The organism is Nocardioides sp. F233, from assembly GCF_057813895.1.
In genome coordinates, this window is sequence record NZ_JBVASH010000002.1 from 278,374 (window position 1) to 299,494 (window position 21,121).

Consider the following 21,121-nt stretch of genomic DNA (forward strand, 5'->3'; position numbering starts at 1 on the left):
GGACATGATGGTCCCGTGACCGACGCGCACGACCCCGACCACGAGCCCACCGAGCCGCTCGCGCCCCTGGCGCCGCTCGACGTGCCGTCGTCCGAGACCACCGCGGAGCCGGAGCCTGCTCCCGAGCCGACCCACACCCAGTGGGCGCCGCCGTCGCCCGGCGTCGCGCCGCTGCCGGACGCGGCCCCGGAGCCGACCACCCCGCTGCCGGGTCTGGCCCCCTCGCTGATGCCGCCCCCGCCGGTGCCCGGCCCCGTACCCCCCGCTGCGCCCGACCTGACCGTGCGGATGCCCGCTCCGAACGCCCAGCGCAGCGGCGCGAAGCTCGCCGGCTGGGTGATCCCGGTCGTGGCCGCGATCGCGCTGGTCGTCGGCCTCGGTGGCGGCCTGCTCGGCGCGCTCGCCTACGACGCGATCTCCGGCGACTCCCCGGACGGCCCCGGCTACTCCGGCGACGGCCTCGCCGGCGTCGACCTCGAGAAGGACCCGCCGCTCGCGGCGCCCGGCTCGGTCGCCGACGTCGCCCAGGCGGTGCTCCCGAGCACGGTCCAGATCATCGCCGAGTACGGCGGCGAGGCCGCCGGCGCGACCGGCTCCGGCTGGGTGATGGACGGCGACGGCCACATCGTCACCAACAACCACGTCGTCGCCGAGGCCGCCAAGGACACCGGGCCGATCGTCGTGGTCGACCACGACCACAACCGGTACGACGCCGAGGTGGTCGGCCGCAGCCCGATCTACGACCTCGCCGTGCTCTACGTGAAGAAGCACGACAACCTCAAGCCCGCCAAGCTCGGGTACGCCGCCAAGCTGCAGGTCGGTGAGCCGGTCGTGGCGATCGGCTCCCCGCTGAACCTGCCCGACACGGTCACCTCCGGCATCGTCAGCTATCTCCACCGCCCCGTCACCACGGGCTCCACGGCCGAGGACTCGTCCTGGATCGACGCGATCCAGACCGACGCCGCGATCAACCCCGGCAACTCCGGCGGCCCGCTGGTCAACCAGAAGGGCGAGGTGATCGGCGTCAACTCCGCCATCGCCACCGCCGGCGGCGGCTCCGTCGACTCCGAGGCCGGCAACATCGGCGTCGGCTTCGCCATCCCCGTCGAGCAGGTCCGGGTCACCGCCGACCAGATCCTCAAGACCGGCAAGGCGCAGTACCCCGTCATCGGCGCCAAGGTGAAGACCGGCGGCCCCCCGACCGGCGAGGGCGCCGAGCTCGACGAGATCATCGCGAACAGCCCGGCCGAGAAGGCCGGCCTGCACCGCGGCGACGTGATCACCCACGTCAACGGCAGCCGGGTCGCCGACGGCACCGCGCTGATCGTCGCCATCCGGACCTACCAGCCCGGTCAGACCATCGAGTTCACCATCACCCGTGGCTCGAAGGAGAAGAAGGTCAAGGTCACCCTCGACGGCGAGGTGGGATAGCCGGCGTCAGTCGACCTCGGACTCCACGAAGGGGTGCTCGGCGACGTACTGCTCGGTGTGGCGGTACTGCTGCGCGATGTACTCCTCGAGCCGGCTGGCCTCCACCCGCCACTGCCCGCGCCCGCCGATCTTGATGGCGGGCAGCTCGCCGCGGCGGACCAGCGCGTAGACCTGCGCGCTCGAGGTGTTGAGCACCTCGGCGACGTCGGCGAGCGTCAGGAACCGCGGGCTGCCGGGCTGGCCGGGACGGTCGGGCATGGCTCCATCGTTGCATCCGGCCCCGACCTCCGCAGCCCGGGCCACGGCGTACCTGTGGACGGCCGGGTGACGCCGGGCGGTTCGCCCTGCATGATGGCCCGGTGACTCGGGATCTCGGGAGTTCCGTGGGCACGCCTGTCCCTCCGGCCGCGCAACGCGTGGCGCGGCCGGCCTGGCGTGATCCCCGGCTGTGGCTCGGCGTGCTGCTCGTGACCGGTTCGGTCGTCCTCGGAGCACGGCTCCTGGCGGCCGCCGACGACACCGTGACGGTGTGGGCGATGACAGGGGAGCGGGGCGCCGGTACGCCGGTCGCGGCCGGCGACCTCGTCGTCCAGCGGGTGCGCTTCGCCGACGACGCGACGCTGGAGCGCTACTTCGCCGCCGACGAGCCGGTCCCCGACGACCTGGTGCTGGTCCGCGCCGTCGGGGAGGGCGAGCTGCTGGCCCGCTCGGCCGTCGGCCCGGCCGACGAGGAGGCGGTGCTGCGGGTGCCGCTCGAGGTCGACCCCAACCGGGTGCCGCCCGATGTCGCGGCGGGCTCCGTGGTCGACGTGTGGCTGACCGACGGCTCGGGCCCGGTGGCCGACGTACCCGGCGCGAAGGGCAGTGACGGCGACGAGGCCGACGGACCGGCGCTGAGCGGCGTCACGGTCGTCGCCGCACCGGCGTACGACGACACCTTCGCCGTCACCGGTGCCCGCCAGCTGGTCGTCGCGGTCGACGACGACCGGGCGGCGGAGTTCGAGCTGCTCCTCGGCACCCTGCAGGACCCGGTGATCCGGATCCTGCAGCGGTCGTGAGGCCCGCATGGCCGGCGTGACCGTCGTCCTGCTGGTCTCCTCCGGCGCCGCGTGGGAGTCCCGCGCGCTGACCGCGCTCACCGAGCACCCGGCCACGGTGCTGCTCAAGCGGTGTGTGGACGTCGCCGACCTGATGGCGGCCGCCCGCACCGGCCAGGCCGACGTGGCCGTGGTCGCGACGGACCTGCCCGGGCTCGACCACGGCGTGGTCGACGACCTGCTCCAGCACGGTGTCCGCGTGGTCGGCGTGGCGCCTGATCCCGACCTCGCGCAACCGCGGGCGGCCCGGATCGGCGTGGTCACCGTCCTGGCCGCCGACCGGGTTGCCGAGCTGGCCGACCTGGTCGCCGCACTGCCGGCCGATCCCACTCACCCCGTCCCGTCGTACGACGCGCCGCCCGTCCTCGACGCCCTCGACCTCACCGACACCGCACGCAGCGCGGTCGGCGGTCCCGCGGGCCGGGTGCTGGCCGTCTGGGGAGCCGGGGGAGCGCCGGGCCGCACCACCCTCGCGAGCGGCCTGGCCGGCGAGCTCGCCCGCCGCGGGCTGACCACGCTGCTCGTCGACGCCGACCCCCACGGCGGCGCGGTCGCGCAGCAGCTGGGCGTCCTCGACGAGGTCTCCGGGCTCCTCTCGGCCGCGCGCCTGGTCGGCGCCGGCACCCTCGACGAGCGCTTCGTCACCGTGCAGCGCCGGCTCTCCGACCACCTGCGGGTGCTGACCGGGTTGCCCCGCCCGGACCGCTGGGTCGAGCTGCGCCCCGGCACCCTCACCGCCATCGTCGAGCGAGCCCGCCAGGACGGCCAGGTCGTCCTCGACACCGGGTTCAGCCTCGAGCCCGACCTCGGCGAGGTCACCGCCCGTCCCGAGCGCAACGGCCTGACCCGCGAGGCGGTCGAGGTCGCCGACGAGGTCGTCCTCGTCGGCTCTGCGGATCCGGTCGGCCTGGCCCGGCTCGCCCGTGCCCTCACCGACCTCCACGAGCACGTCCCCGACCCGCGGGTGCGCGTCGTCGTCAACCGGATGCGGCCCACCCTCGGCTGGCGCGAGGCCGACGTGGTCACCATGCTCGCCGGCTTCGGGCCCCACCTCGACGTGCACTTCCTGCCCGACGACCAGGCTGCCGTCGACCGGGCGCTGGTAGCCGGCCGGCTGCTCGTCGAGTCCGGTGAGTCCGCGCTGACCCGCGCCGTCGCGCGGCTGCTCGATGCCATGGCATGAGTGCCTACGTGATGTCGACGTCGTCGATGCCGACAGCTCGACCTGGTTCGCCGTGGAGGGTGGAGCGCGTCTGGTGGCCGGGACGGACGACGAGTGGTGAAGCGCGGCGACGTCACTGGTGCGACTTCGGTGCCCCCGTCGGCAGTGGTCCGGCGAAGCGGCGTCCGGTGCTCGTGCCCGACCACCTCATGCGCGAGGTCGACAACGGCCTGCGGACGGTCCTCGCTCTGTCATAGTGGCCAGATGCCGCGCGTCCCGGTTCCCGACGTCCTGTTCCGCGTCCTGGCCCGGCAGTTGGGTGGCCCGTCCGGCCCGCTCGGCGGCGTGGTCGCGCGGATGCTCAACAAGGGCAACGCGGCACCGGTGGGTGCGGCCGTCGAGGCGCTCGGGCTGAGCGGCACCGAGACCGTGGCCGACATCGGGTTCGGCGGCGGGATCGGGCTCGACCTGCTGCTGGCGGCGACCGACCGGGGTGGCCGGGTGCACGGTGTCGAGCCGTCGGTCGACATGCTGGCCCGCGCGCGCAAGGCGCACGCCGAGGCCGTGGCTGCCGGCCGGCTCGAGCTGCACGAGGCGACGATGGCGGCGCTGCCGTTCGCGGACGGCGCCCTGGACGGGTGGATCACCACCAACACCGTCTACTTCGTCGACGACCTCGACCTCGCCCTCCGGGAGGGGGCGCGGGTGCTCGCGTCGGGCGGACGAGGGGTGGTCGGGATCGCCGAGCCGGCGTGGATGGCGCGCCAGCCGGTCGCCCGCCACGGCTTCACGGTGCGGCCGGTGGCCGAGGTCGTGGAGGCGCTCGAGGCGACAGGCCTGGATGTCGCCCACCGCGCGCTGGGGCACCGCGAGCCGGCGTTCCACCTGATCGTCGGCACCCGCCGGGCGCCGGTCTGACCAGGAGCGGATCAGGAGCTGAACAGCAGGAACAGCCCGCCCGCGGTGAACCCGACCATCACGAACAGCAGCGGCAGCTGCCCGGTGACCTGGTCCCGCTTGGGCAGGAGGCTCAGCGCCCGGTCGTGCGCGGCGACGGCGGCGACCACGTGCCCGACCACGACGGCCAGCACCTTGATCGTCGCCAGCACCTCCGGGCGGTAGGAGAACCAGTACGACGGCTCGACGGCCGCCGTACCGAGGATGTCCCACCCCTTGCCCAGCGGGTCGCTGGCCCGCGCGAGCGTCTGGGTGCCGACGTCGATGAACAGGGTCAGGTAGTGCGCGACGATGTAGCCGAGCACGATCGGCACGATCGAGTGGGCGTAGTGACGTGCCAGCTGGCGACGCGGTACGTCGGCCTGCGAGGGCGTCAGGGCGCTGCCGATGCTGAACAGCAGGCCCGCGGTGAGGCAGAAGACGACCAGTGCGACGTTGTCGAGCAGGAACTTGCTGACCGAGGCGTTCTGGTAGGTCTTGACCCAGAAGGCCGACTCCGCGAAGGAGTCGAAGGCGGTGCTGCCGAACAGCACGGCGACGACACCGACCAGTCCGGGCGTCGGCGCGATGGTCGACAGGTTCGCCAGCGGGCTGCGCAGCACCAGTCGACCCTCGACCCTGGCCCACGGCGAGAGCTTCGCGATCAGCGAGGAGTAGACCTCGAACGGGTCGGCGTTCTCGTAGAAGCGGTTGCCGAAGACCGCGCCGCCGATCAGCATCACGCCGACGTAGACCGCGCACCACAGCCGCACGTTGCCGAGCTCGGTCGGGTGGGTGGAGGCCAGCTCCAGCCACACGAACGCGAACAGGCCGAGCGCCGCGGGCCAGAGCCCCAGCCGCTCCGGGTAGCGGACCAGCCCCTCGTCGGGGTCGCTGCCGGCGAGCTTCGCGATGGCAGCGTTGATGGTGCGGACCGGGCTGATCGCGCGCCACACCGGGCCGAACAGGGCGGAGGTGAAGACCAGGCCGACCCACCACCACACGTAGAAGATGCCGAAGAACGGGTTGGTCAGGGTGTTCTGGCCGAGCACCGCGGTGAACACGGTGTAGAGCGCCACGACCATGCCCACCAGGCGCAGCACCACCGGGAAGGCCGCGGAGCCGGTGACCCGGTCCAGCCAGGCGGGGGCCGGACGGCCGGGGTGCGCCCCGCCGTCGTACCGGGGACGCTGCCAGGCGACGACGAGGACGGTGAAGGACACGACGAGCGCGGCGACCGCGCCGGACACGGCGAGCTCGAGGGAGATCGGCAGGTCGGCCTGACCGCCGATGCCATGGGCCTCGACGGTGCCGGAGAGGGGGGTCATCGGACTTCGAGCTGGACGATGATCTGCGGCGGGTCGTGCGACTCCACCTCGATCACGCCGGGGCGGTCGATCGTGATCGGGAACGTCTTGGTCCCGACGTCGTAGGGGAACTCCTGCTCGGGGTCGGAGTGCATGTGCAGCGAGCCGGCGGTGTCCGAGGTCACGACGAGGTCGATCGGCTGGCCGGCCGCCACCTTGACCCGGTCGCCCTTCGGCGTGATCTCGCCGTTCTTGACGGTGATGTCGACCGTGACGACCTTGTCCGTGGAGCCCGCCTTCTCGTCGGACCCGCACGCCGTGGCGGTCCCGAGGAGCATGATCCCGGCGCACGCCGTACCCAGCACGCGCCGTGGCAGCCGCTGCATGGTTCCTCCTGTCGCAGAACATCCGCGGACGAATCCACGGATGATCGATGTTGTCTGCCAGAATCTCATGTGATCCCAAGACGTCCGGATGGGGCCGGACGTCGCTGCTTCAGGGATCCGACCAGAGAGGTTGGGGAACCACGTGGTGGATCGGGTACGCCCACGGGACCTGACGTTCCTCGAGCAGGAGTCGGCGGAGACCCCGCAGCACAACGCGACCATCGAGATCTTCGATCCCGGTGAGGGCGCCGACGCGTTCGACCACGCCCGTCTCGTGGGGCTGATCCGCGACCGGATCGCGTTCGTGCCGCGCTACCGCCAGCGGCTGCAGGCGGTGCCCGGGCACCTCGCCAACCCGGTGTGGGTGGACGACGAGAAGTTCGACATCGGTTTCCACGTACGACGCTCCGCGCTGCCGCGGCCCGGCACCTCCGCCCAGCTCCTCGAGCTGGTGTCACGGATCGTGTCCCGTCCGCTCGACCGCAGCCGCCCGCTGTGGGAGATCTACTTCGTCGAGGGCCTCGAGGGCGGGCGGGTCGCGCTGCTCTCCAAGACCCACCAGGCGCTGGTCGACGGCGTCCACACCGTCGACCTCGGTCAGCTGCTGCTCGACCTGCAGCCTGAAGCGCGCGCGCTCGAGCCGGACGACTGGCAGCCGCGCCGCTCGCCCAACCCGGCCAACCTGCTGGCCGCGGCCGTGCGCGAGAACCTCACTGACCCCGGCGAGCTGCTCGACACGGTCCGCACCGGCTCGCGTGCCCTGGCCCGCACGGCCGACCGGCGCAGCGAGCGCGCCCGCTCGTTCCTCTCCGCGGCGACCGGTCGCCGCCCGAGGACGCGCGGCGTCATCAACGGGCCGCTGTCCCAGCAGCGTCGTGTCGTCACCGTCGAGACCCGGCTCGCCGACTACCGCCGGATCCGCGAGGCGCACGGCGGCACGGTCAACGACGTCATCCTCGCCACCGTCACCGGTGCCCTCCGGGCCTGGCTGATGACCCGGTCCGAGTCGATGGGCGGGCTGCGGCAGGTGCGCGCCGTCGTCCCCGTCTCGGTCATCGACGAGGAGCTCGAGGCGACCTCGCTCGGCAGCCAGATCGCCGCCCACTTCGTCGACCTGCCGATCGGCGAGACGAGCCCGGTGGTCCGCCTGCACCAGGTGTCCTACTCGTTCCAGGCCCACAAGGACACCGGCCGCAGCGTCGCCGCCAACCGTCTCGCGGGGATCGCCGGCTTCGCGCCGACCACCTTCCACGCCATCGGATCGCGGGTCGCCTCGGCAGAGCTGCGCCGCGGCTACCAGCTCTCCGTGACCAACGTCCCCGGCCCGCAGGCCCCGCTGTACGCCGCCGGCGCCCGCATGCTCGCCAGCTACCCCGTCCCGCCGCTCACGCCCGGGCACCCGCTGGCGATCGGCGTGACGTCGTACGACGGCGGCGTCTACTACGGCATCACCGCCGACCGTGACTGGATCCCCGACGCCGAGGTGCTCGGCGCCTGCCTGCGCGAGGCGCTCGACGAGCTGAGCGACCTGTCCTCGGCGAGCCGGCAGCGTGCGCCCCGCGGCCGCCGTACGACGAAGTCCACGAGCAAGGGGTCCGCGAAGGACAAGCAGCACTGAGTGCGACGATGGGTCCTGTGATCCCGCTGCATCTCGGTGCCCTGCACCCCGTCGAGCAGATCGCGACGATCGTGCTCGCGTTCGGGCCGTTCCTGGTGCTGGGGATCGTGATCGCGGTCCGCCGCCGCGCCGAGGCCGACGAGGACCTCGACGAGGCGGAGGAGCACGAGCCCCAGCACAACGACTAGCCGGCGAGCCACTCCTTGCCGGTGCGCTCCTCGGCGCGCAGCGCACTGCCGAGCAGCTTGGCGAGCAGCTCCTCGATCTTGCCGGCGACGAGCGGGATCTTGACCTTGATCTCGAGCTCGACGGTCTCCTTCGTGACGCCGTCGACCTCGACCAGGGTCGCGGTGCCGTTGATCTCGCCCGGCTTGCCGGGGATGCCGATCGTGACCGTCGCCCGGAGCGGGCTCGCCCAGGTCTCGGTCTGCGTGATCGTGGTGGTCTCGCCGATGAACTTCTTCGCGAACGACGGCACCTTGTCGGTCGGCTGCTCCATCTCGATCCGCACGGCCTTCGCGTCGACGTTGCCCTCGATCTCGACGCTGTAGGACGTCGCGCGCTGGTTGCGGCACACGGTCTCGCGGAACACCGGGTCGGACAGCATCCCCGCGACCTCGATCGCGGGGGCGTCGTACGTCATCTCGTGCTTCAGCTTCGTCGCCATCTCAGCGGTCTCCCTTCAGCCAGGCCACGCCCACAGCATGCTCGGTCGTGAGGCCTGCGTCGATGTTGTCGGCCATCAGCTTCTCCAGCTTGCCCGCGATGAGCGGCACCTTGACGACCACGTCGAGCTCCTGGACGTACGACGTGCCGCCGCCCGCAGCCGAGAGCCGGATCGTGCCGGTGGCCTTGGTGGGCTTGCCGGGAGCGGTGATCTCGATGGTGCCGGAGGTGGCGTCGTTCCACGACTCCTTGATCACGGCCTGGGTGGTGTCACCCGCGATCTTCTTGGCGATCGCGGGCAGCCCGGCGGTGTTCTGCACCTGGTCGCTGACCAGGGTGAAGCCGGCACCGGCCGGGGTCAGGGCGACGTCGATGGACACGACGTCCTGGGCGGCGCCGACCTTCTCCCGGAAGGCGGGGTCCGCGAGCATCGCGAACACCTCCTCGGGCGGGGCGTCGTAGGCGAGCTCTCGGCTGTATCGCATACGAGACATCATGTCGCATCGGCCGGTTGTGAGGCGCGATCACGAGGTCCTAGGGTCGAGTTGTGTCAACGACGACGCTGCCCTCGGCACAGGGGGCTGACCGGGACCGTATCTTCGAGCAGGCTGCAGCGGCAGCCGGACCAGCGAAGGGATCAGGGGCGCCGCCCCGTGAGGCGCTGCCAGCCCTGCTGCCGGCCTACTACCGGCACGTGGCCACCGAGGAGCTCGCGGCCCGCAGCGACCTCGACGTCTACGGTGCCTTCGCCTCCCACCACCACCTCGCGCTCGAGCGCACGCCGGGCCAGGCCAAGGTCCGCGTCTACACCCCGACCGTGGCCGAGAACGGCTGGTCGGCCGGCGGCCACTCGGTGGTCGAGGTCGTCGTCGACGACACGCCCTTCCTCGTCGACTCGATGACGATGGAGCTGAGCCGCGGCCTCCACGACGTGCGCACCGTCGTGCACCCCACCTTCGACGTACGCCGCGACGAGGCGGGCCGCCTGCTGTCCGCCGAGCCGGTCTCCTCCGGCTCGACCGCGCCCGCCGACGGCGCGATCCGCGAGTCCTGGATGCACATCGAGATCGGCCGCCTCAGCGGCGAGGACGAGGACACCCCCGAGAACGTCGTGGCCGACTGCCTGCGCGTGCTCGGCGACGTCCGCGCGTCGGTCCAGGACTGGCCGGGCATGCAGGCGCGGGTCGCCGAGGTCGTGTCCGGCCTCCAGTCCGACCCGCCGCCGCTCCCGGCCGAGGAGGTCCGCCAGGCCGCCGAGCTGCTCGGCTGGCTCGCCGACGAGCACTTCACGTTCCTCGGCTACCGCGAGTACGTCCTCGACCGGGTCTCCGTCGACGGCGGACCCGAGGATGACGTGCTGCGGCCGGTCCCCGGCAGCGGTCTCGGCATCCTGCGCGAGCACCCCTCCGAGGGCGACACCTCGATCGCGTTCGGCAAGCTGCCCGACGCGGTCAAGGCCAAGGCCCGCGAGAAGCGGCTGCTCGTCCTGGCCAAGGCCAACTCGCGCTCCACGATCCACCGCCCGGCGTACCTCGACTACGTCGGCGTGAAGACCTTCGGCCCCGACGGCGAGGTCGTGGGGGAGCGCCGCTTCCTCGGCCTGCTGTCCAGCGCGGCCTACACCGAGTCGCTGCTGCGGATCCCGCTGCTGCGCGAGAAGGTCGACGAGGTCCTCGAGCGCAGCGGGTACGACGCCCGCAGCCACGACGGCGCCGCCCTGCTCGACACCCTCGAGACCTACCCGCGCGACGAGCTGTTCCACACGCCGGTCGACGAGCTCGCTCCGATCGTCGAGGCGGCCATGCAGGCGCGCGAGCGCCGCGCCGTGCGCCTGTTCATCCGGCGCGACACCTACGCCCGCTACCTCTCGGTGCTCGTGTACCTGCCCCGCGACCGCTACAACACGGGCGTCCGGCACAAGTTCGTCGAGATCCTCACCGAGCAGATCGGCAAGGGCCGGATCGGCCCCGACTCGGTCGAGTTCAACGTCAGCATCAACGAGTCGACGACCGCACGCGTGCACTTCGTCGTGCACCTCCCCAAGGGCGAGCTGATCCCTGACGACATCGACGTCGTCGACCTCGAGCGGCGCCTGGTCGAGGCGTCCCGCTCGTGGCAGGAGGACTTCCTCCAGGCCGTGATCGCGGAGTACGGCGAGGAGGTCGGAGCGCTGCTCGGCCGCCGCTACCTCGACGCCTTCCCCGAGGCCTACAAGGAGGACTTCACCCCGCGCACGGCCGCGGTCGACCTCGGCCGGATCGAGGGGATCCGGGGCGAGGAGGGCCGCGACCAGTCGCTGTACGCCGAGGTCGACGCCGCCGACGGCGAGGCCCGGCTCAAGATGTTCCGGGTCGGCGAGCCGCTCTCGCTGAGCGCGGTGCTGCCGATGCTCGCGTCGATGGGCGTCGAGGTCGTCGACGAGCGTCCCTACGGCCTGACCGGCCTGGAGCGGGTCACCCACATCTACGACTTCGGCCTGCGGTACGGCGAGGCGCTGCCCGACCACGCCCGCGAGCTGTTCTCCGCGTCGATGCGGGCGATGTGGGACGGCCAGACCGAGGTCGACGGCTTCAACCGGCTGGTGCTGCGTGCCCAGCTGACCTGGCGCCAGGCGATGCTGCTGCGCGCCTATGCGAAGTACATGAAGCAGGGCAACAGCCCCTTCGCCGTCGACTCCATCGAGCAGGCGCTGGTCGACAACGTCGACCTGGCCCAACTCCTGGTGGCGCTCTTCGAGGTGCGCTTCGACCCGACCGCCGAGCAGGACCGGGCGGTCCGCGAGGAGGCGCTGGTCCAGAAGATCCGGGCCGCGCTCGACGACGTGGTCAGCCTCGACCACGACCGGATCCTGCGGTCCTACCTCACCCACATCCGGGCGACCCTGCGCACCAACTACTTCCAGGTCGTCGACGGCGCGTCGAAGTCGTACCTCTCGCTCAAGCTCGAGCCGTCGGCGATCCCGGACCTGCCGGAGCCCCGGCCCCGGTTCGAGATCTTCGTCTACTCGCCGCGAGTCGAGGGCGTGCACCTGCGCTTCGGCGCGGTCGCCCGTGGTGGCCTGCGCTGGTCGGACCGGCGCGACGACTTCCGCACGGAGATCCTCGGCCTGGTCAAGGCGCAGATGGTCAAGAACACCGTGATCGTGCCGGTCGGCGCGAAGGGCGGGTTCTACGCCAAGCAGCTGCCCGACCCGAGCGACCGCGAGGCATGGCTGGCCGAGGGCGTCGCCTGCTACACGACGTTCATCCGCGGCCTGCTCGACGTGACCGACAACCTGGTCGGCGGCGAGACGGTCCCGCCGCCGGACGTCGTACGCCATGACGCCGACGACTCCTACCTCGTCGTCGCCGCCGACAAGGGCACCGCGACCTTCTCCGACATCGCCAACGGCGTCTCGGCCGACTACCACTTCTGGCTGGGCGACGCCTTCGCCAGCGGCGGTTCGGTGGGCTACGACCACAAGGCGATGGGCATCACCGCCAAGGGCGCCTGGGTGTCCGTACGCCGTCACTTCCGCGAGATGGGCGTCGACTGCCAGCGCGAGGACATCACCGTCGTCGGCATCGGCGACATGTCCGGCGACGTGTTCGGCAACGGCATGCTGTGCTCCGAGCACATCCGGCTGGTGGCCGCGTTCGACCACCGCGACATCTTCCTCGACCCCTCGCCCGACGCCGCGGCGTCGTACGCCGAGCGGCAGCGGCTCTTCGACCTGCCCCGGTCGAGCTGGCAGGACTACGACAGGTCCCTGATCTCGCAGGGCGGCGGCATCTACCCGCGCAGCGCCAAGTCGATCCCGATCAGTCCCGAGGTCCGCGAGGTGCTCGGGCTGGCCGACGACGTCGCCCACCTGACGCCGGCCGAGCTGATGCGGGCGATCCTGCTCGCACCCGTCGACCTGCTCTGGAACGGCGGCATCGGCACCTACGTCAAGGCGGCCACCGAGACCCACGCCGAGGCCGGCGACAAGTCCAACGACGCGATCCGGGTCGACGGTGGTCAGCTCCGGGTGCGGTGCGTGGGTGAGGGCGGCAACCTCGGCTTCACCCAGCAGGGCCGGATCGAGTACGCCCTCGAGGGTGGCCGGATGAACACGGACTTCATCGACAACTCCGCCGGTGTGGACACCTCCGACCACGAGGTGAACCTCAAGATCCTGCTCGACCGGATCGTCGCCGACGGCGACCTGACGGGCAAGCAGCGCAACGAGCTGCTGGCCTCGATGACCGACGAGGTCGCCGACCTGGTGCTGCGCGACAACTACGACCAGAACATCGCGCTGGCCAACGCGGCCCGCAACGCGGTCTCGCTGCTGCACGTCCACGAGCAGTGGATGCGCGACCTCGAGTCGCAGGGCCTGCTGGACCGCGAGCTGGAGGCGCTGCCCTCGAGCCGGGAGGTCGCCCGCCGGATCGAGGCGGGGGCCACGCTCACCCAGCCGGAGCTCGCGGTGCTGATGGCCTACACGAAGATCGTGCTGGCCGAGGAGCTGCTGGCTTCGGACCTGCCCGAGGACCCGTACCTCGACAACGACATCCAGGCCTACTTCCCGAAGCCGGTCCAGGAGCGCTTCGCCGAGCAGGTCGCGGCCCACCCCCTGCGCCGCGAGATCATCGTGACCCAGGTGGTCAACGACCTGGTCAACGGCGCGGGCATGACCTACTGGCCCCGCCTGGCCGGCGAGACCGGCGCGACCCCTGCCGAGCTCACCCGCGCCAACTTCGTGGCCCGGGAGATCTTCGGCTCGCTCGCCCTGCGCCGGGAGCTGGAGCAGTACGACAACGTCCTCGACGCGACCCTGCAGACCCGGATGCGGGTCGAGATGCGCACCCTCGTCGAGCGCGCGTCGCGCTGGCTGGTCACCAACCGGCGGCCCCCGCTCGACAGCCAGGGCAACGTCGAGTTCTTCGCGGCGCCCGTGCAGGCGACGATGCTGGAGCTGCCCCAGCTGCTGACCGGCACCGAGCTGGCGTCGTACGAGGCCCGTCGGGAGCTGCTGGTCGGCCAGGACGTCCCCGAGGACCTCGCCAGCCGGGTCGCGTCCTTCGACGTCGCCTACACGCTGCTCAACGTCGTCGAGATCGCCGACAGCCACGGCCTCACCCCGGCCGAGGTGGCCCGCGTCCACTTCACGCTGGGGGAGCGGCTCGGCCTGTCGGTGCTGCAGCGCCGGATCGTCGACCTGCCGCGTGCCGACCAGTGGCAGACGATGGCCCGCGCCGCCCTGCGCGACGACCTCTACTCCGTCCACGCGCAGCTCACCGCCGAGGTCCTCGAGGCCACGGGCGACCTCGATGCCGTCGAGGACCCGATGGAGGCCGCAACCAGGCGGGTCGCAGCCTGGGAGACCGAGGCCGGCGGCGTCGTCGACAAGGCGATCGGTGCGTTGGGCGCGGTCTGCTCGGACGAGCCGACCGACATCGCGAAGGTCTCCGTCGGCCTGCGGGTGGTGCGCGGCCTGCTGTCCTGACGAACGCGCCCCCTCGGCTTCGACGAGGGTTCACCACCAACGGCTAGGGTCGGTCGCGATGACTGCCATCCACGTGACCGGACTGACCAAGCGGTACGGCGACCTGGTCGCCGTCGACGCAGTGAGCCTCGACGTCGCCGAGGGGGAGTTCGTCGGGGTGCTCGGACCCAACGGCGCCGGCAAGACCACGCTCCTGGAGATGGTCGAGGGCCTGCGTCAGCCGGATGCCGGTGGGGTCGAGGTGCTCGGCGAGCCGGTGTGGCCGCGCAACCCGCGGCTGCAGCCCCGCATCGGCGTCCAGCTCCAGGCCTCGTCGTTCTTCGAGCGGCTCACGGCCCGCGAGCAGATCCGCACCTTCGCCAGCCTGTACGGCGTCGGCCGGACCACCGCCGACGGGTGGCTCGAGCGGGTCGGGCTGACCGACAAGGCCGAGAGCCGGGTCGAGGACCTGTCCGGTGGTCAGGCACAGCGGCTGTCGATCGCCTGCGCCTTGGTCCACGACCCGGAGCTGGTCTTCCTCGACGAGCCGACCGCGGCGCTCGACCCACAGGCCCGACGCAACCTGTGGGACCTGTTGTCCTCGATCAACGACAGCGGCCGCACGGTCGTGCTCACGACCCACTACATGGACGAGGCCGAGGTGCTCTGTGATCGGGTCGCGGTCATGGACCACGGCCGGATCCTCCAGTTCGACACCCCGGCCGCGCTGGTCCGCGGGCTCGACGCCCCGGCCCGGATCCGGGTCGCGCCCGGCGCGCTCACCGCCCAGCAGGCCGGCGCCATCGCCGGCGTCACCGAGACACGGGAGGACGTCGACGGCGTCGTCCTGGTCACCCGCGACCCTGCGTCCGTGATCGGAGCCCTGGCCGCCGGCGACCACCTCGACGGCGTCACCGTGCAGACAGGCACCCTCGAGGACGTCTTCCTCTCCCTGACCGGACGGGAGTACCGCGCATGAGCGCCCTGCAGGGGTCGCCCTTCTGGGCGCTCTCCGTCGCGATCCTGCGCGGGTTCCTCCGCGACAAGGCGGCGGTCTTCTTCGCCGTCGTCTTCCCGCTGATGTTCCTCGTCCTGTTCGGCGGCATCCTCGGCAACCAGAACCAGTCGAAGGTCGACCTGATCCAGGTCGGCGCGGTCCCGCTCGTCGACGACCTGCCCACCGGCGCGGCCAAGGCGTTCGGGGAGACCTTCGAGGTCGACCACACCAAGGACCTCGACGCCGCCCTGGAGCAGATCCGCAAGGGCGACGCCGACGTCGCGATCGAGCAGCGCGGCGACGACCTCGTCGCGCACTACACGCAGACCGACCAGGTCAAGGCCGCCGTCACCCAGGGGACGCTGCGGGCGTTCGTCGACGGCGCGAACGTCGCCGCGACCGGCCAGCCGCCGGCGTACTCCTTCACGGCCGAGCGCGTCGAGGACGAGTCGCTGTCGGTCATCCAGTTCGTCACGCCCGGCCTGCTCGGCTGGGCGGTCGCGATGAGCGCAGCGTTCGGCTCGGCCGCGACGCTGCAGGGCTGGCGCCAGTCCAAGCTGCTGCGCCGCCTCCAGCTCGCCCCGGTCGGCACCGGCACCATCGTCGCCGCACGCGTGGCGGTCACCCTGATGATCGCGTTCGGCCAGCTCGCGATCTTCCTGGCCCTCGGCGCCGCGGCCTTCGGGCTCACCCTCACCGGCTCGTGGTGGATGTCGCTCCCGCTGGTCGCCGTCGGCACGTTGTGCTTCATGGCGATCGGACTTCTCGCCGGCGCGCTCGCCAAGACCACGGAGGGTGCGGTCAACCTCGCCAACTTCCTGGTCCTGCCGATGGCCTTCCTCAGCGGCTCCTTCTTCCCCCTGGACGGCGCCCCGACCTGGCTGCAACGCCTCTCCGACCTGCTGCCGCTCAAGCACTTCAACTCCGGGATGCTCGACGTCATGGTCCGCGGCGAGGGGCCAGCTGCGGCGCTCGCGCCGCTGGGGATCCTCGCCGGGTTCGCGGTCGTCGTCACCCTGCTGGCCGCGCGGCTGTTCCGCTGGGAGACCACCTGACGCGAGGCTGCTCTCAGGCGGCGTAGTCGCCTGCGAGGACGAGGGCCTGCTCGGCGTGCAGGTGGTACTCGGTTCGGGTGATGGTGGTGGTGCCGGTGGTGGTGACGAGGCGGTAGAGGCCGTGGGGTGTGCCCCAGACCCAGCGGTCGGGTCCGAGCTGCAGGACGGTGTAACCGCGGACGTGGGTCTTGGCGCGGTGATGGTGCCGGCTCAGCGGGGTGTCGTTGTGGTCGCCGGTCTGGCCGGGTGGGCCGTGCCGGTCGTACGGCGTGGTGTGGTCGTGGTCGGGCGCTCGACCGTTTCGTGTGAAGAGGCGGGTGGCGTGGGGGAACACGTCGCCGATCGTCCTGAGCTCGGTGCGGCGTTTGACGTCGGTGGGGTGTTCGTAGCCGTTGACCGAGCGGCCGGTGTGGAGGTCGATCACCGGAGTGAGGGTGATGTTGGCGTGGCGGCGGAGGAGGTCGCGGACCTGGTCGAGGAGTCGGGGTCCGAGGTTCTCGACGCGGGCGAGCGGGCCGAGGGTGCCGTCGGCCTTCTGGGCGACGTGGACGACGATCTCGGCAGCCGGCGCGCTGGTGGATTCGGCCTCGATGCCGCGGAGGAACGCGAGGACCGCGGCCGGGTCGGCGAGCATGGCGAAGGCCTCGGCGCGCCAGTGGTCCATCCCGAGCGGTTCTGCGCCGTCGGGAACGTCGGCGTGCTCGGCGAGGGCGGTGGCGAGGTCGTCGACCATCCGGGCGTGGGCGAGCGCGTCTGCTTCGTCGATGCGGGCGAAGACCGTGCCGAGGCCGGCGGTGTTGTCGGTGTCGTCGACCTGCGAGCCGGGGCGGGGTTGGGGGTACCAGACACCCTTGCCCTTCTGGTTGTCCTGGATCCGCTCCTGGTGGGCGGCGGGGTCGGCCTCGATCACCTTGGCTTCCGCGATGGTGAGGATCCGCGAGGGTGCCTCGTCCAGTGCGGCGGCGACCGCGGCGTCGACGATCCGGACCTGGTGGCGGTCGAGCTTGCGGGACATCCGCGCGACCTTTCGCACCACCCAGACCTCGCAGCGCCCGCCCTTCACACCGGCCCAGACCTGCGGCAGCCGGTGGCGCAGGTCCAACGCATCCGCCAGTGCACTGCGGGTGGCCAGGACGTTCTCGTGGCGGGCGATGGCGATCTCGACCAGCGCGAGGTCGACCACCTCCGGAGTGCCGTCGCCGCCGAGGCTGATCAGCCGTGGACCGCCGAACCGAACGGGCACGGCGTCGGGCTCGGTCTGCGGGTCACCCGAGTGGAGGTCGGCCCAGGCGAGCAGGAGCTCGAGCTTGTCGACCTCGACCTGGCGGGCGAGTCGGACGCGGTCCTCGGCCGCGTGGAGCAGCTGCTCCGGCGTGGCGTCCGAGAGGTCCGAGATCATGACCTGATTCTATCGAACAGGTGTTCGAGTCACAAGTGTGGAATGGGGACCTTCTCCTTGTTTCTAGCGGGTTTTCGAGCGCCTCAGCGGCGCTCCCTGTACCTCAACCACCCGCGGGCCGGGACCGTGGGCCGACCGCGGAACCCAGCCACCTCCCGACCCCCCTCGTCGCTGCCTTTCGGAACTGTGCCGGCGCCCCGACTGCAGCCCACGAACATCCAGCACAAGGACCAGCAGGTTCGAGGCGCGTCGGCGGCGCTCCCCGCACTTCAATCGCCGGCGGGCCGAGTCCCCTGCATCTCAACCGCCGCCTCACCAAACGCAATAGGCTGCGATGGTGCTCGACTTCGCGGTCCTCCTCGCCCTCCTGGCGCTGATCATCGTCGTCGCCCGCCTCGCGGGGGCCGCCGTCGCCCGGATCGGCATCCCGCCGGTCGTCGGCGAGATCGGCGCCGGCGTCCTGCTGGGGCCGAGCCTGCTCGGCATGCAGCTCAGCCAGGACCTGTTCCCGGTCGACCAGCGCGGGTTCCTCGACGTGCTCGCCCGGGTCGGCCTGGTGCTGTTCATGTTCGTCGTCGGTCTCGAGCTCGACCTGTCGCTGGTCCGTGGGCGCGAGAAGGTCGCCGTGTCGGTGTCCCTGACCTCGATCGCGCTGCCCTTCGCCCTCGGCATCGGGCTGGCCCACCTGTTCGTCAGCAGCCGCGCCACCGAGTCGCTGAAGCCCGCCGACGCGGAGTTCTGGCCGTTCGCCCTGTTCATGGGTGCCGCGATGTCGATCACCGCGTTCCCGGTCCTCGCGCGGATCCTCACCGACCGGCGGATGCACCGCACCGAGACCGGTGGCCTGGCGCTCGCCTGCGCGGCGACCGACGACATCATCGCGTGGACGCTGCTGGCGGTCGTGCTCGCGATCGCGGGTGTCGAGGGGGAGCACAGCCACCTGCCGCACTGGGCGATCTACCTGGCGATCCCGTTCGTCCTCGCCGCCGTGCTCGTGGTCCGCCCGGCCCTGGGCCGGCTGACCACGGCGTACCAGAGGGCCGGCGAGCTCACGCCGACCATCCTGTCGGTGGTGCTGGTCGGCATGCTGCTCTTCTCGGCCACCACCGAGGTGCTCGGCATCCACTACATCTTCGGCGCCTTCCTGTTCGGCGCGATCCTCCCGCACGAGAACGCCGCCGCCCTGCGCCACGAGATCCTGGTCCGCCTCGAGCAGATCTCCGTGCTCCTGCTGCTGCCCGTCTTCTTCCTGCTCTCCGGCCTCAAGGTCGACATCCGCGGTCTCGGGCCCGAGCACGTCGTCCCGATGCTGGGCATCCTCGCCGTGGCCATCGTCGGCAAGTACGTCGGCGCGTACGTCGGTGCGCGGCTCCAGAAGGTCCCGCACTGGCAGGCCAGCGCGCTGGGCCTGCTGATGAACACCCGTGGCCTGACCGAGCTGATCATCCTCAACGTCGGACTGGAGAAGGGCCTGCTCAGCCAGGAGCTGTTCACCATGATGGTGGTGATGGCCCTGGTCACGACGGTGATGACCGGCCCGCTGCTGGGCTTCGTCTACCCGCAGCGCCGGGTCGCCCGTGACATCGCCGAGGCCGAGCGTGCCGCGCTCGGCGCGGAGGCAGTGGACCGGATCCTCGTCCTGGCCCGCGACGGCCAGGACAACCGGCTGCCCGTCGAGCTGGCGGTGGTCGCCCTGGCCGGTGCCCGTCCCGCGGAGATCGTGCTCGCCGACCTCACCCCGCAGGGCCGCCCGCTCGAGGTCGGCAGCGGACTGTCGCTCGAGCTCGCCGAGATGGCCGCGGCCATGGAGCGCCAGCAGGCGCTCGTGCACCGCAGCGAGGAGCTCGGCGTCCCCGTCCGCGTGATCGCCCACCCGAGCGCCGACGTCGAGCAGGACCTGGTCGAGCTGGTCGGCGCCCTGGCCCCACAGGGCCTGGTCGCCTGGTCCGACGACCCGTCGCTCGCCGCGGTCGCCGCCGCCAACGAGTCGCCCGTCGTCGTCGTCGCCAGCGGTACGACGACCCCCGACCCCGACGCCCCCGTGGTCGTCGACTGGACTGCCGGCAGCAACGGCGAGGCCGCCGTCGTCCACGGCGCCCGGCTCGCACTCGCCCGTGGCACCACGCTCGCGTTCCGCGGCGACGGCGGCCGCCGCCTGGCAGCTGCCCAGGCGGCACTGGAGGCCCGCGGCATCCGGTTCGCCGACCCGGCTGCCGATGCGGGCCCGCTGGCCGCCGTACCCGTGGTCGTGGGGGCACTCGACGCCGGCACCGCTGCCGTGCGGGTGCGCGCGGAGCTCGATGCGGCCCCTGTCGACTTCGCGGTCGTGCCGCTTGCCGCCGAGGCGACGGTCTAGGACCGTCTCCCGACGCGCTCGGCGAAGGCGTCGAGCGCGTCGATCACCTCGGCGGCGACCCAGACCCGGTTGCGCTGGCCGCCGCCGGCGCGGACCAGGATGCCGGCGCCCTCCAGCTGCTCGACCGCCCGCTGGGCGGCCGACAGGGCGACACCGGTGGCGCCCTCGATGTACGCGACGTTGACGGCGGGCTGGCTCAGCAGGTGGGGGAGCAGACGCCGCGCCGCCGATCCGCGGCGCGAGGGGAGCCGGTCGCTCCAGCGCTGGTGGACCTCCTCGAGGTCGTCGATCAGCCGGCGTCCGTTTCCGATGGCGCGGAACGAGGCGTCGACGAACTGACGGATGATCGTGTCGACGATCCCTCGGCGATAGTCGGTCAGCGCTTCGAAGTAGGCGGACGTGTCGGTCAGGAGTCCTGCGGAGACCGGCACCGTCAGGGTTCGGGTGACGCCGGCGTGGCGCAGCATCGCATGGACCAGGGTGCGCCCCGTGCGCCCGTTTCCGTCGTTGAACGGGTGGATCGTCTCGAACTGCGCATGGGCGATCGCGACCTGGACCAGGACAGGCAGGTCGGCCCGGTGCACGAAGGTGATGAGGTCGTCGAGCGCCGCGCGGACCCGCGCGGGGTGCGGCGGGACGAAGGACGCGGTGTGCGGGCTCAGCGCGTTGCTGCCGATCCACACCTGCTGCTCGCGCAGCTGCCCGGGCGCGGCGTACGCGTGCGGGCCCAGCAGCGCCTCGTGTGCCGCGAGGATCGCCTCGACGTCGATCGCGTCGGCCAGCTCGACGGCCCGCCGCAGGGCGCTGACGTTGGCGGTGACCAGCTGGGCGTTCGGCCCGGCCTTCGCGTCGATGGCGGCCAGGGCCAGTGCCCGGGCACCGGCGGTGACGCCCTCGATCTCGGACGACGAGGCGGACTCGGTGCGCAGCAGCACCGAGGCCAGCGGGGCGATCTCCGCGACCGGTTCCGCGCCGTCGAGGACCGCGCGGCGCTCGGCGAGCGCGGTGACCTCGGCGTCGAAGCGGGTGATCTCGCGGACGGCGTCCTCGGCCTCCGCCTGGAGCGCGGCGTCGACCTGCACGGCGACCCCGGCGATGGTGGCGGGGACGACCGCCTCGTACGGTCCGCGGGCCGAGAGCCGCTGGCGTCGCGACGCAGGCAGGTCCGGCTCGCGGTCCCAGGGATGCTGCTCCCGGCCGACCACGAACCCGGCCTGCACGCCGCCGCGTTGCTGGCTCATCCCTCCACGTTACACCACTTT

General features: G+C 72.0%; 17 protein-coding genes. 10 read left to right on the forward strand and 7 right to left on the reverse strand.

Annotated features, from left to right (window positions below):
• The first annotated feature begins 15 nt into the window (after positions 1 to 15).
• Entirely contained in the window at positions 16 to 1,431 is a 1,416-nt protein-coding gene (locus tag ACZYRU_RS07785) for a trypsin-like peptidase domain-containing protein (protein WP_488956512.1), read from the forward strand.
• Between the two features lie 6 nt (positions 1,432 to 1,437).
• Here the strand turns inward: ACZYRU_RS07785 and ACZYRU_RS07790 are convergent, their stop codons facing one another.
• Positions 1,438 to 1,689: a helix-turn-helix domain-containing protein gene (locus tag ACZYRU_RS07790; protein WP_488956513.1), complete on the reverse strand. Its 252-nt coding sequence runs from the start codon at positions 1,687 to 1,689 to the stop codon at positions 1,438 to 1,440.
• Between the two features lie 125 nt (positions 1,690 to 1,814).
• Here ACZYRU_RS07790 and ACZYRU_RS07795 point away from each other — a divergent pair, with 125 nt between their 5' ends.
• The 3 genes from ACZYRU_RS07795 (at position 1,815) to ACZYRU_RS07805 (ending at position 4,608) form a co-directional block, all read left to right on the forward strand.
• Positions 1,815 to 2,489, forward strand: a complete 675-nt coding sequence (locus ACZYRU_RS07795; protein WP_488956514.1) for a hypothetical protein — start codon at positions 1,815 to 1,817, stop codon at positions 2,487 to 2,489.
• A 7-nt stretch (positions 2,490 to 2,496) separates the two neighbouring features.
• Positions 2,497 to 3,711, forward strand: a complete 1,215-nt coding sequence (locus ACZYRU_RS07800) for a CpaE/TadZ family protein (RefSeq protein ID WP_488956515.1) — start codon at positions 2,497 to 2,499, stop codon at positions 3,709 to 3,711.
• A 243-nt stretch (positions 3,712 to 3,954) separates the two neighbouring features.
• Positions 3,955 to 4,608, forward strand: a complete 654-nt coding sequence (locus ACZYRU_RS07805) for a class I SAM-dependent methyltransferase (RefSeq protein ID WP_488956516.1) — start codon at positions 3,955 to 3,957, stop codon at positions 4,606 to 4,608.
• An 11-nt stretch (positions 4,609 to 4,619) separates the two neighbouring features.
• Here ACZYRU_RS07805 and ACZYRU_RS07810 read toward each other — a convergent pair whose 3' ends face one another.
• Both ACZYRU_RS07810 and ACZYRU_RS07815 read right to left on the reverse strand, forming a co-directional pair.
• Positions 4,620 to 5,954, reverse strand: coding sequence for a hypothetical protein (locus ACZYRU_RS07810; protein ID WP_488956517.1), 1,335 nt, complete (start codon positions 5,952 to 5,954; stop codon positions 4,620 to 4,622).
• Positions 5,951 to 6,319, reverse strand: a complete 369-nt coding sequence (locus ACZYRU_RS07815; RefSeq protein WP_488956518.1) for a cupredoxin domain-containing protein — start codon at positions 6,317 to 6,319, stop codon at positions 5,951 to 5,953. The genes ACZYRU_RS07810 and ACZYRU_RS07815 overlap by 4 nt, the downstream gene beginning before the upstream one ends.
• A gap of 145 nt (positions 6,320 to 6,464) precedes the next feature.
• On the opposite strand from ACZYRU_RS07815, the gene ACZYRU_RS07820 reads away from it, so the two are divergent.
• On the forward strand, positions 6,465 to 7,937 hold the full coding sequence (locus ACZYRU_RS07820) for a WS/DGAT/MGAT family O-acyltransferase (protein WP_488956519.1): 1,473 nt from the start codon (positions 6,465 to 6,467) through the stop codon (positions 7,935 to 7,937).
• 17 nt (positions 7,938 to 7,954) lie between these two features.
• Positions 7,955 to 8,125, forward strand: a complete 171-nt coding sequence (locus ACZYRU_RS07825) for a hypothetical protein (RefSeq protein ID WP_488956520.1) — start codon at positions 7,955 to 7,957, stop codon at positions 8,123 to 8,125.
• Here ACZYRU_RS07825 and ACZYRU_RS07830 read toward each other — a convergent pair.
• Positions 8,122 to 8,604: a DUF2505 domain-containing protein gene (locus ACZYRU_RS07830; protein ID WP_488956521.1), complete on the reverse strand. Its 483-nt coding sequence runs from the start codon at positions 8,602 to 8,604 to the stop codon at positions 8,122 to 8,124. The genes ACZYRU_RS07825 and ACZYRU_RS07830 overlap by 4 nt on opposite strands.
• Before the next feature lies 1 nt (position 8,605).
• Positions 8,606 to 9,088 (reverse strand): DUF2505 domain-containing protein, encoded by a 483-nt coding sequence (locus ACZYRU_RS07835; protein WP_488956522.1) that lies wholly within the window; start codon positions 9,086 to 9,088, stop codon positions 8,606 to 8,608.
• Between the two features lie 62 nt (positions 9,089 to 9,150).
• Here ACZYRU_RS07835 and ACZYRU_RS07840 point away from each other — a divergent pair, with 62 nt between their 5' ends.
• From ACZYRU_RS07840 to ACZYRU_RS07850, 3 genes are read left to right on the forward strand one after another with little or no spacing between them, the layout of a single operon-like run.
• Positions 9,151 to 14,073: an NAD-glutamate dehydrogenase gene (locus tag ACZYRU_RS07840; RefSeq protein ID WP_488956523.1), complete on the forward strand. Its 4,923-nt coding sequence runs from the start codon at positions 9,151 to 9,153 to the stop codon at positions 14,071 to 14,073.
• A gap of 58 nt (positions 14,074 to 14,131) precedes the next feature.
• Positions 14,132 to 15,031 (forward strand): ABC transporter ATP-binding protein, encoded by a 900-nt coding sequence (locus tag ACZYRU_RS07845; RefSeq protein ID WP_488956524.1) that lies wholly within the window; start codon positions 14,132 to 14,134, stop codon positions 15,029 to 15,031.
• Positions 15,028 to 16,104, forward strand: a complete 1,077-nt coding sequence (locus tag ACZYRU_RS07850; RefSeq protein ID WP_488956525.1) for an ABC transporter permease — start codon at positions 15,028 to 15,030, stop codon at positions 16,102 to 16,104. The genes ACZYRU_RS07845 and ACZYRU_RS07850 overlap by 4 nt, the downstream gene beginning before the upstream one ends.
• A 13-nt stretch (positions 16,105 to 16,117) precedes the next feature.
• Here ACZYRU_RS07850 and ACZYRU_RS07855 read toward each other — a convergent pair whose 3' ends face one another.
• On the reverse strand, positions 16,118 to 17,503 hold the full coding sequence (locus ACZYRU_RS07855; RefSeq protein ID WP_488956526.1) for a hypothetical protein: 1,386 nt from the start codon (positions 17,501 to 17,503) through the stop codon (positions 16,118 to 16,120).
• A 337-nt stretch (positions 17,504 to 17,840) separates the two neighbouring features.
• Here ACZYRU_RS07855 and ACZYRU_RS07860 point away from each other — a divergent pair, with 337 nt between their 5' ends.
• Positions 17,841 to 19,859, forward strand: coding sequence for a cation:proton antiporter (locus tag ACZYRU_RS07860; RefSeq protein ID WP_488956527.1), 2,019 nt, complete (start codon positions 17,841 to 17,843; stop codon positions 19,857 to 19,859).
• Here the strand turns inward: ACZYRU_RS07860 and ACZYRU_RS07865 are convergent.
• Positions 19,856 to 21,100: a Fic family protein gene (locus ACZYRU_RS07865; protein ID WP_488956528.1), complete on the reverse strand. Its 1,245-nt coding sequence runs from the start codon at positions 21,098 to 21,100 to the stop codon at positions 19,856 to 19,858. The genes ACZYRU_RS07860 and ACZYRU_RS07865 overlap by 4 nt on opposite strands.
• Positions 21,101 to 21,121: the final 21 nt, after the last annotated feature.

Bases quoted from the DNA above. Each gene is read 5' to 3' on its own strand.
- ACZYRU_RS07790 (WP_488956513.1), bottom strand. From the start codon at position 1,689: ATGCCCGACCGTCCCGGCCAGCCCGGCAGCCCGCGGTTCCTGACGCTC.
- ACZYRU_RS07855 (WP_488956526.1), bottom strand. From the start codon at position 17,503: ATGATCTCGGACCTCTCGGACGCCACGCCGGAGCAGCTGCTCCACGCG.
- ACZYRU_RS07830 (WP_488956521.1), bottom strand. From the start codon at position 8,604: ATGGCGACGAAGCTGAAGCACGAGATGACGTACGACGCCCCCGCGATC.
- ACZYRU_RS07865 (WP_488956528.1), bottom strand. From the start codon at position 21,100: ATGAGCCAGCAACGCGGCGGCGTGCAGGCCGGGTTCGTGGTCGGCCGG.
- ACZYRU_RS07815 (WP_488956518.1), bottom strand. From the start codon at position 6,319: ATGCAGCGGCTGCCACGGCGCGTGCTGGGTACGGCGTGCGCCGGGATC.
- ACZYRU_RS07835 (WP_488956522.1), bottom strand. From the start codon at position 9,088: ATGCGATACAGCCGAGAGCTCGCCTACGACGCCCCGCCCGAGGAGGTG.
- ACZYRU_RS07805 (WP_488956516.1), top strand. From the start codon at position 3,955: ATGCCGCGCGTCCCGGTTCCCGACGTCCTGTTCCGCGTCCTGGCCCGG.
- ACZYRU_RS07845 (WP_488956524.1), top strand. From the start codon at position 14,132: ATGACTGCCATCCACGTGACCGGACTGACCAAGCGGTACGGCGACCTG.
- ACZYRU_RS07850 (WP_488956525.1), top strand. From the start codon at position 15,028: ATGAGCGCCCTGCAGGGGTCGCCCTTCTGGGCGCTCTCCGTCGCGATC.
- ACZYRU_RS07810 (WP_488956517.1), bottom strand. From the start codon at position 5,954: ATGACCCCCCTCTCCGGCACCGTCGAGGCCCATGGCATCGGCGGTCAG.
- ACZYRU_RS07800 (WP_488956515.1), top strand. From the start codon at position 2,497: ATGGCCGGCGTGACCGTCGTCCTGCTGGTCTCCTCCGGCGCCGCGTGG.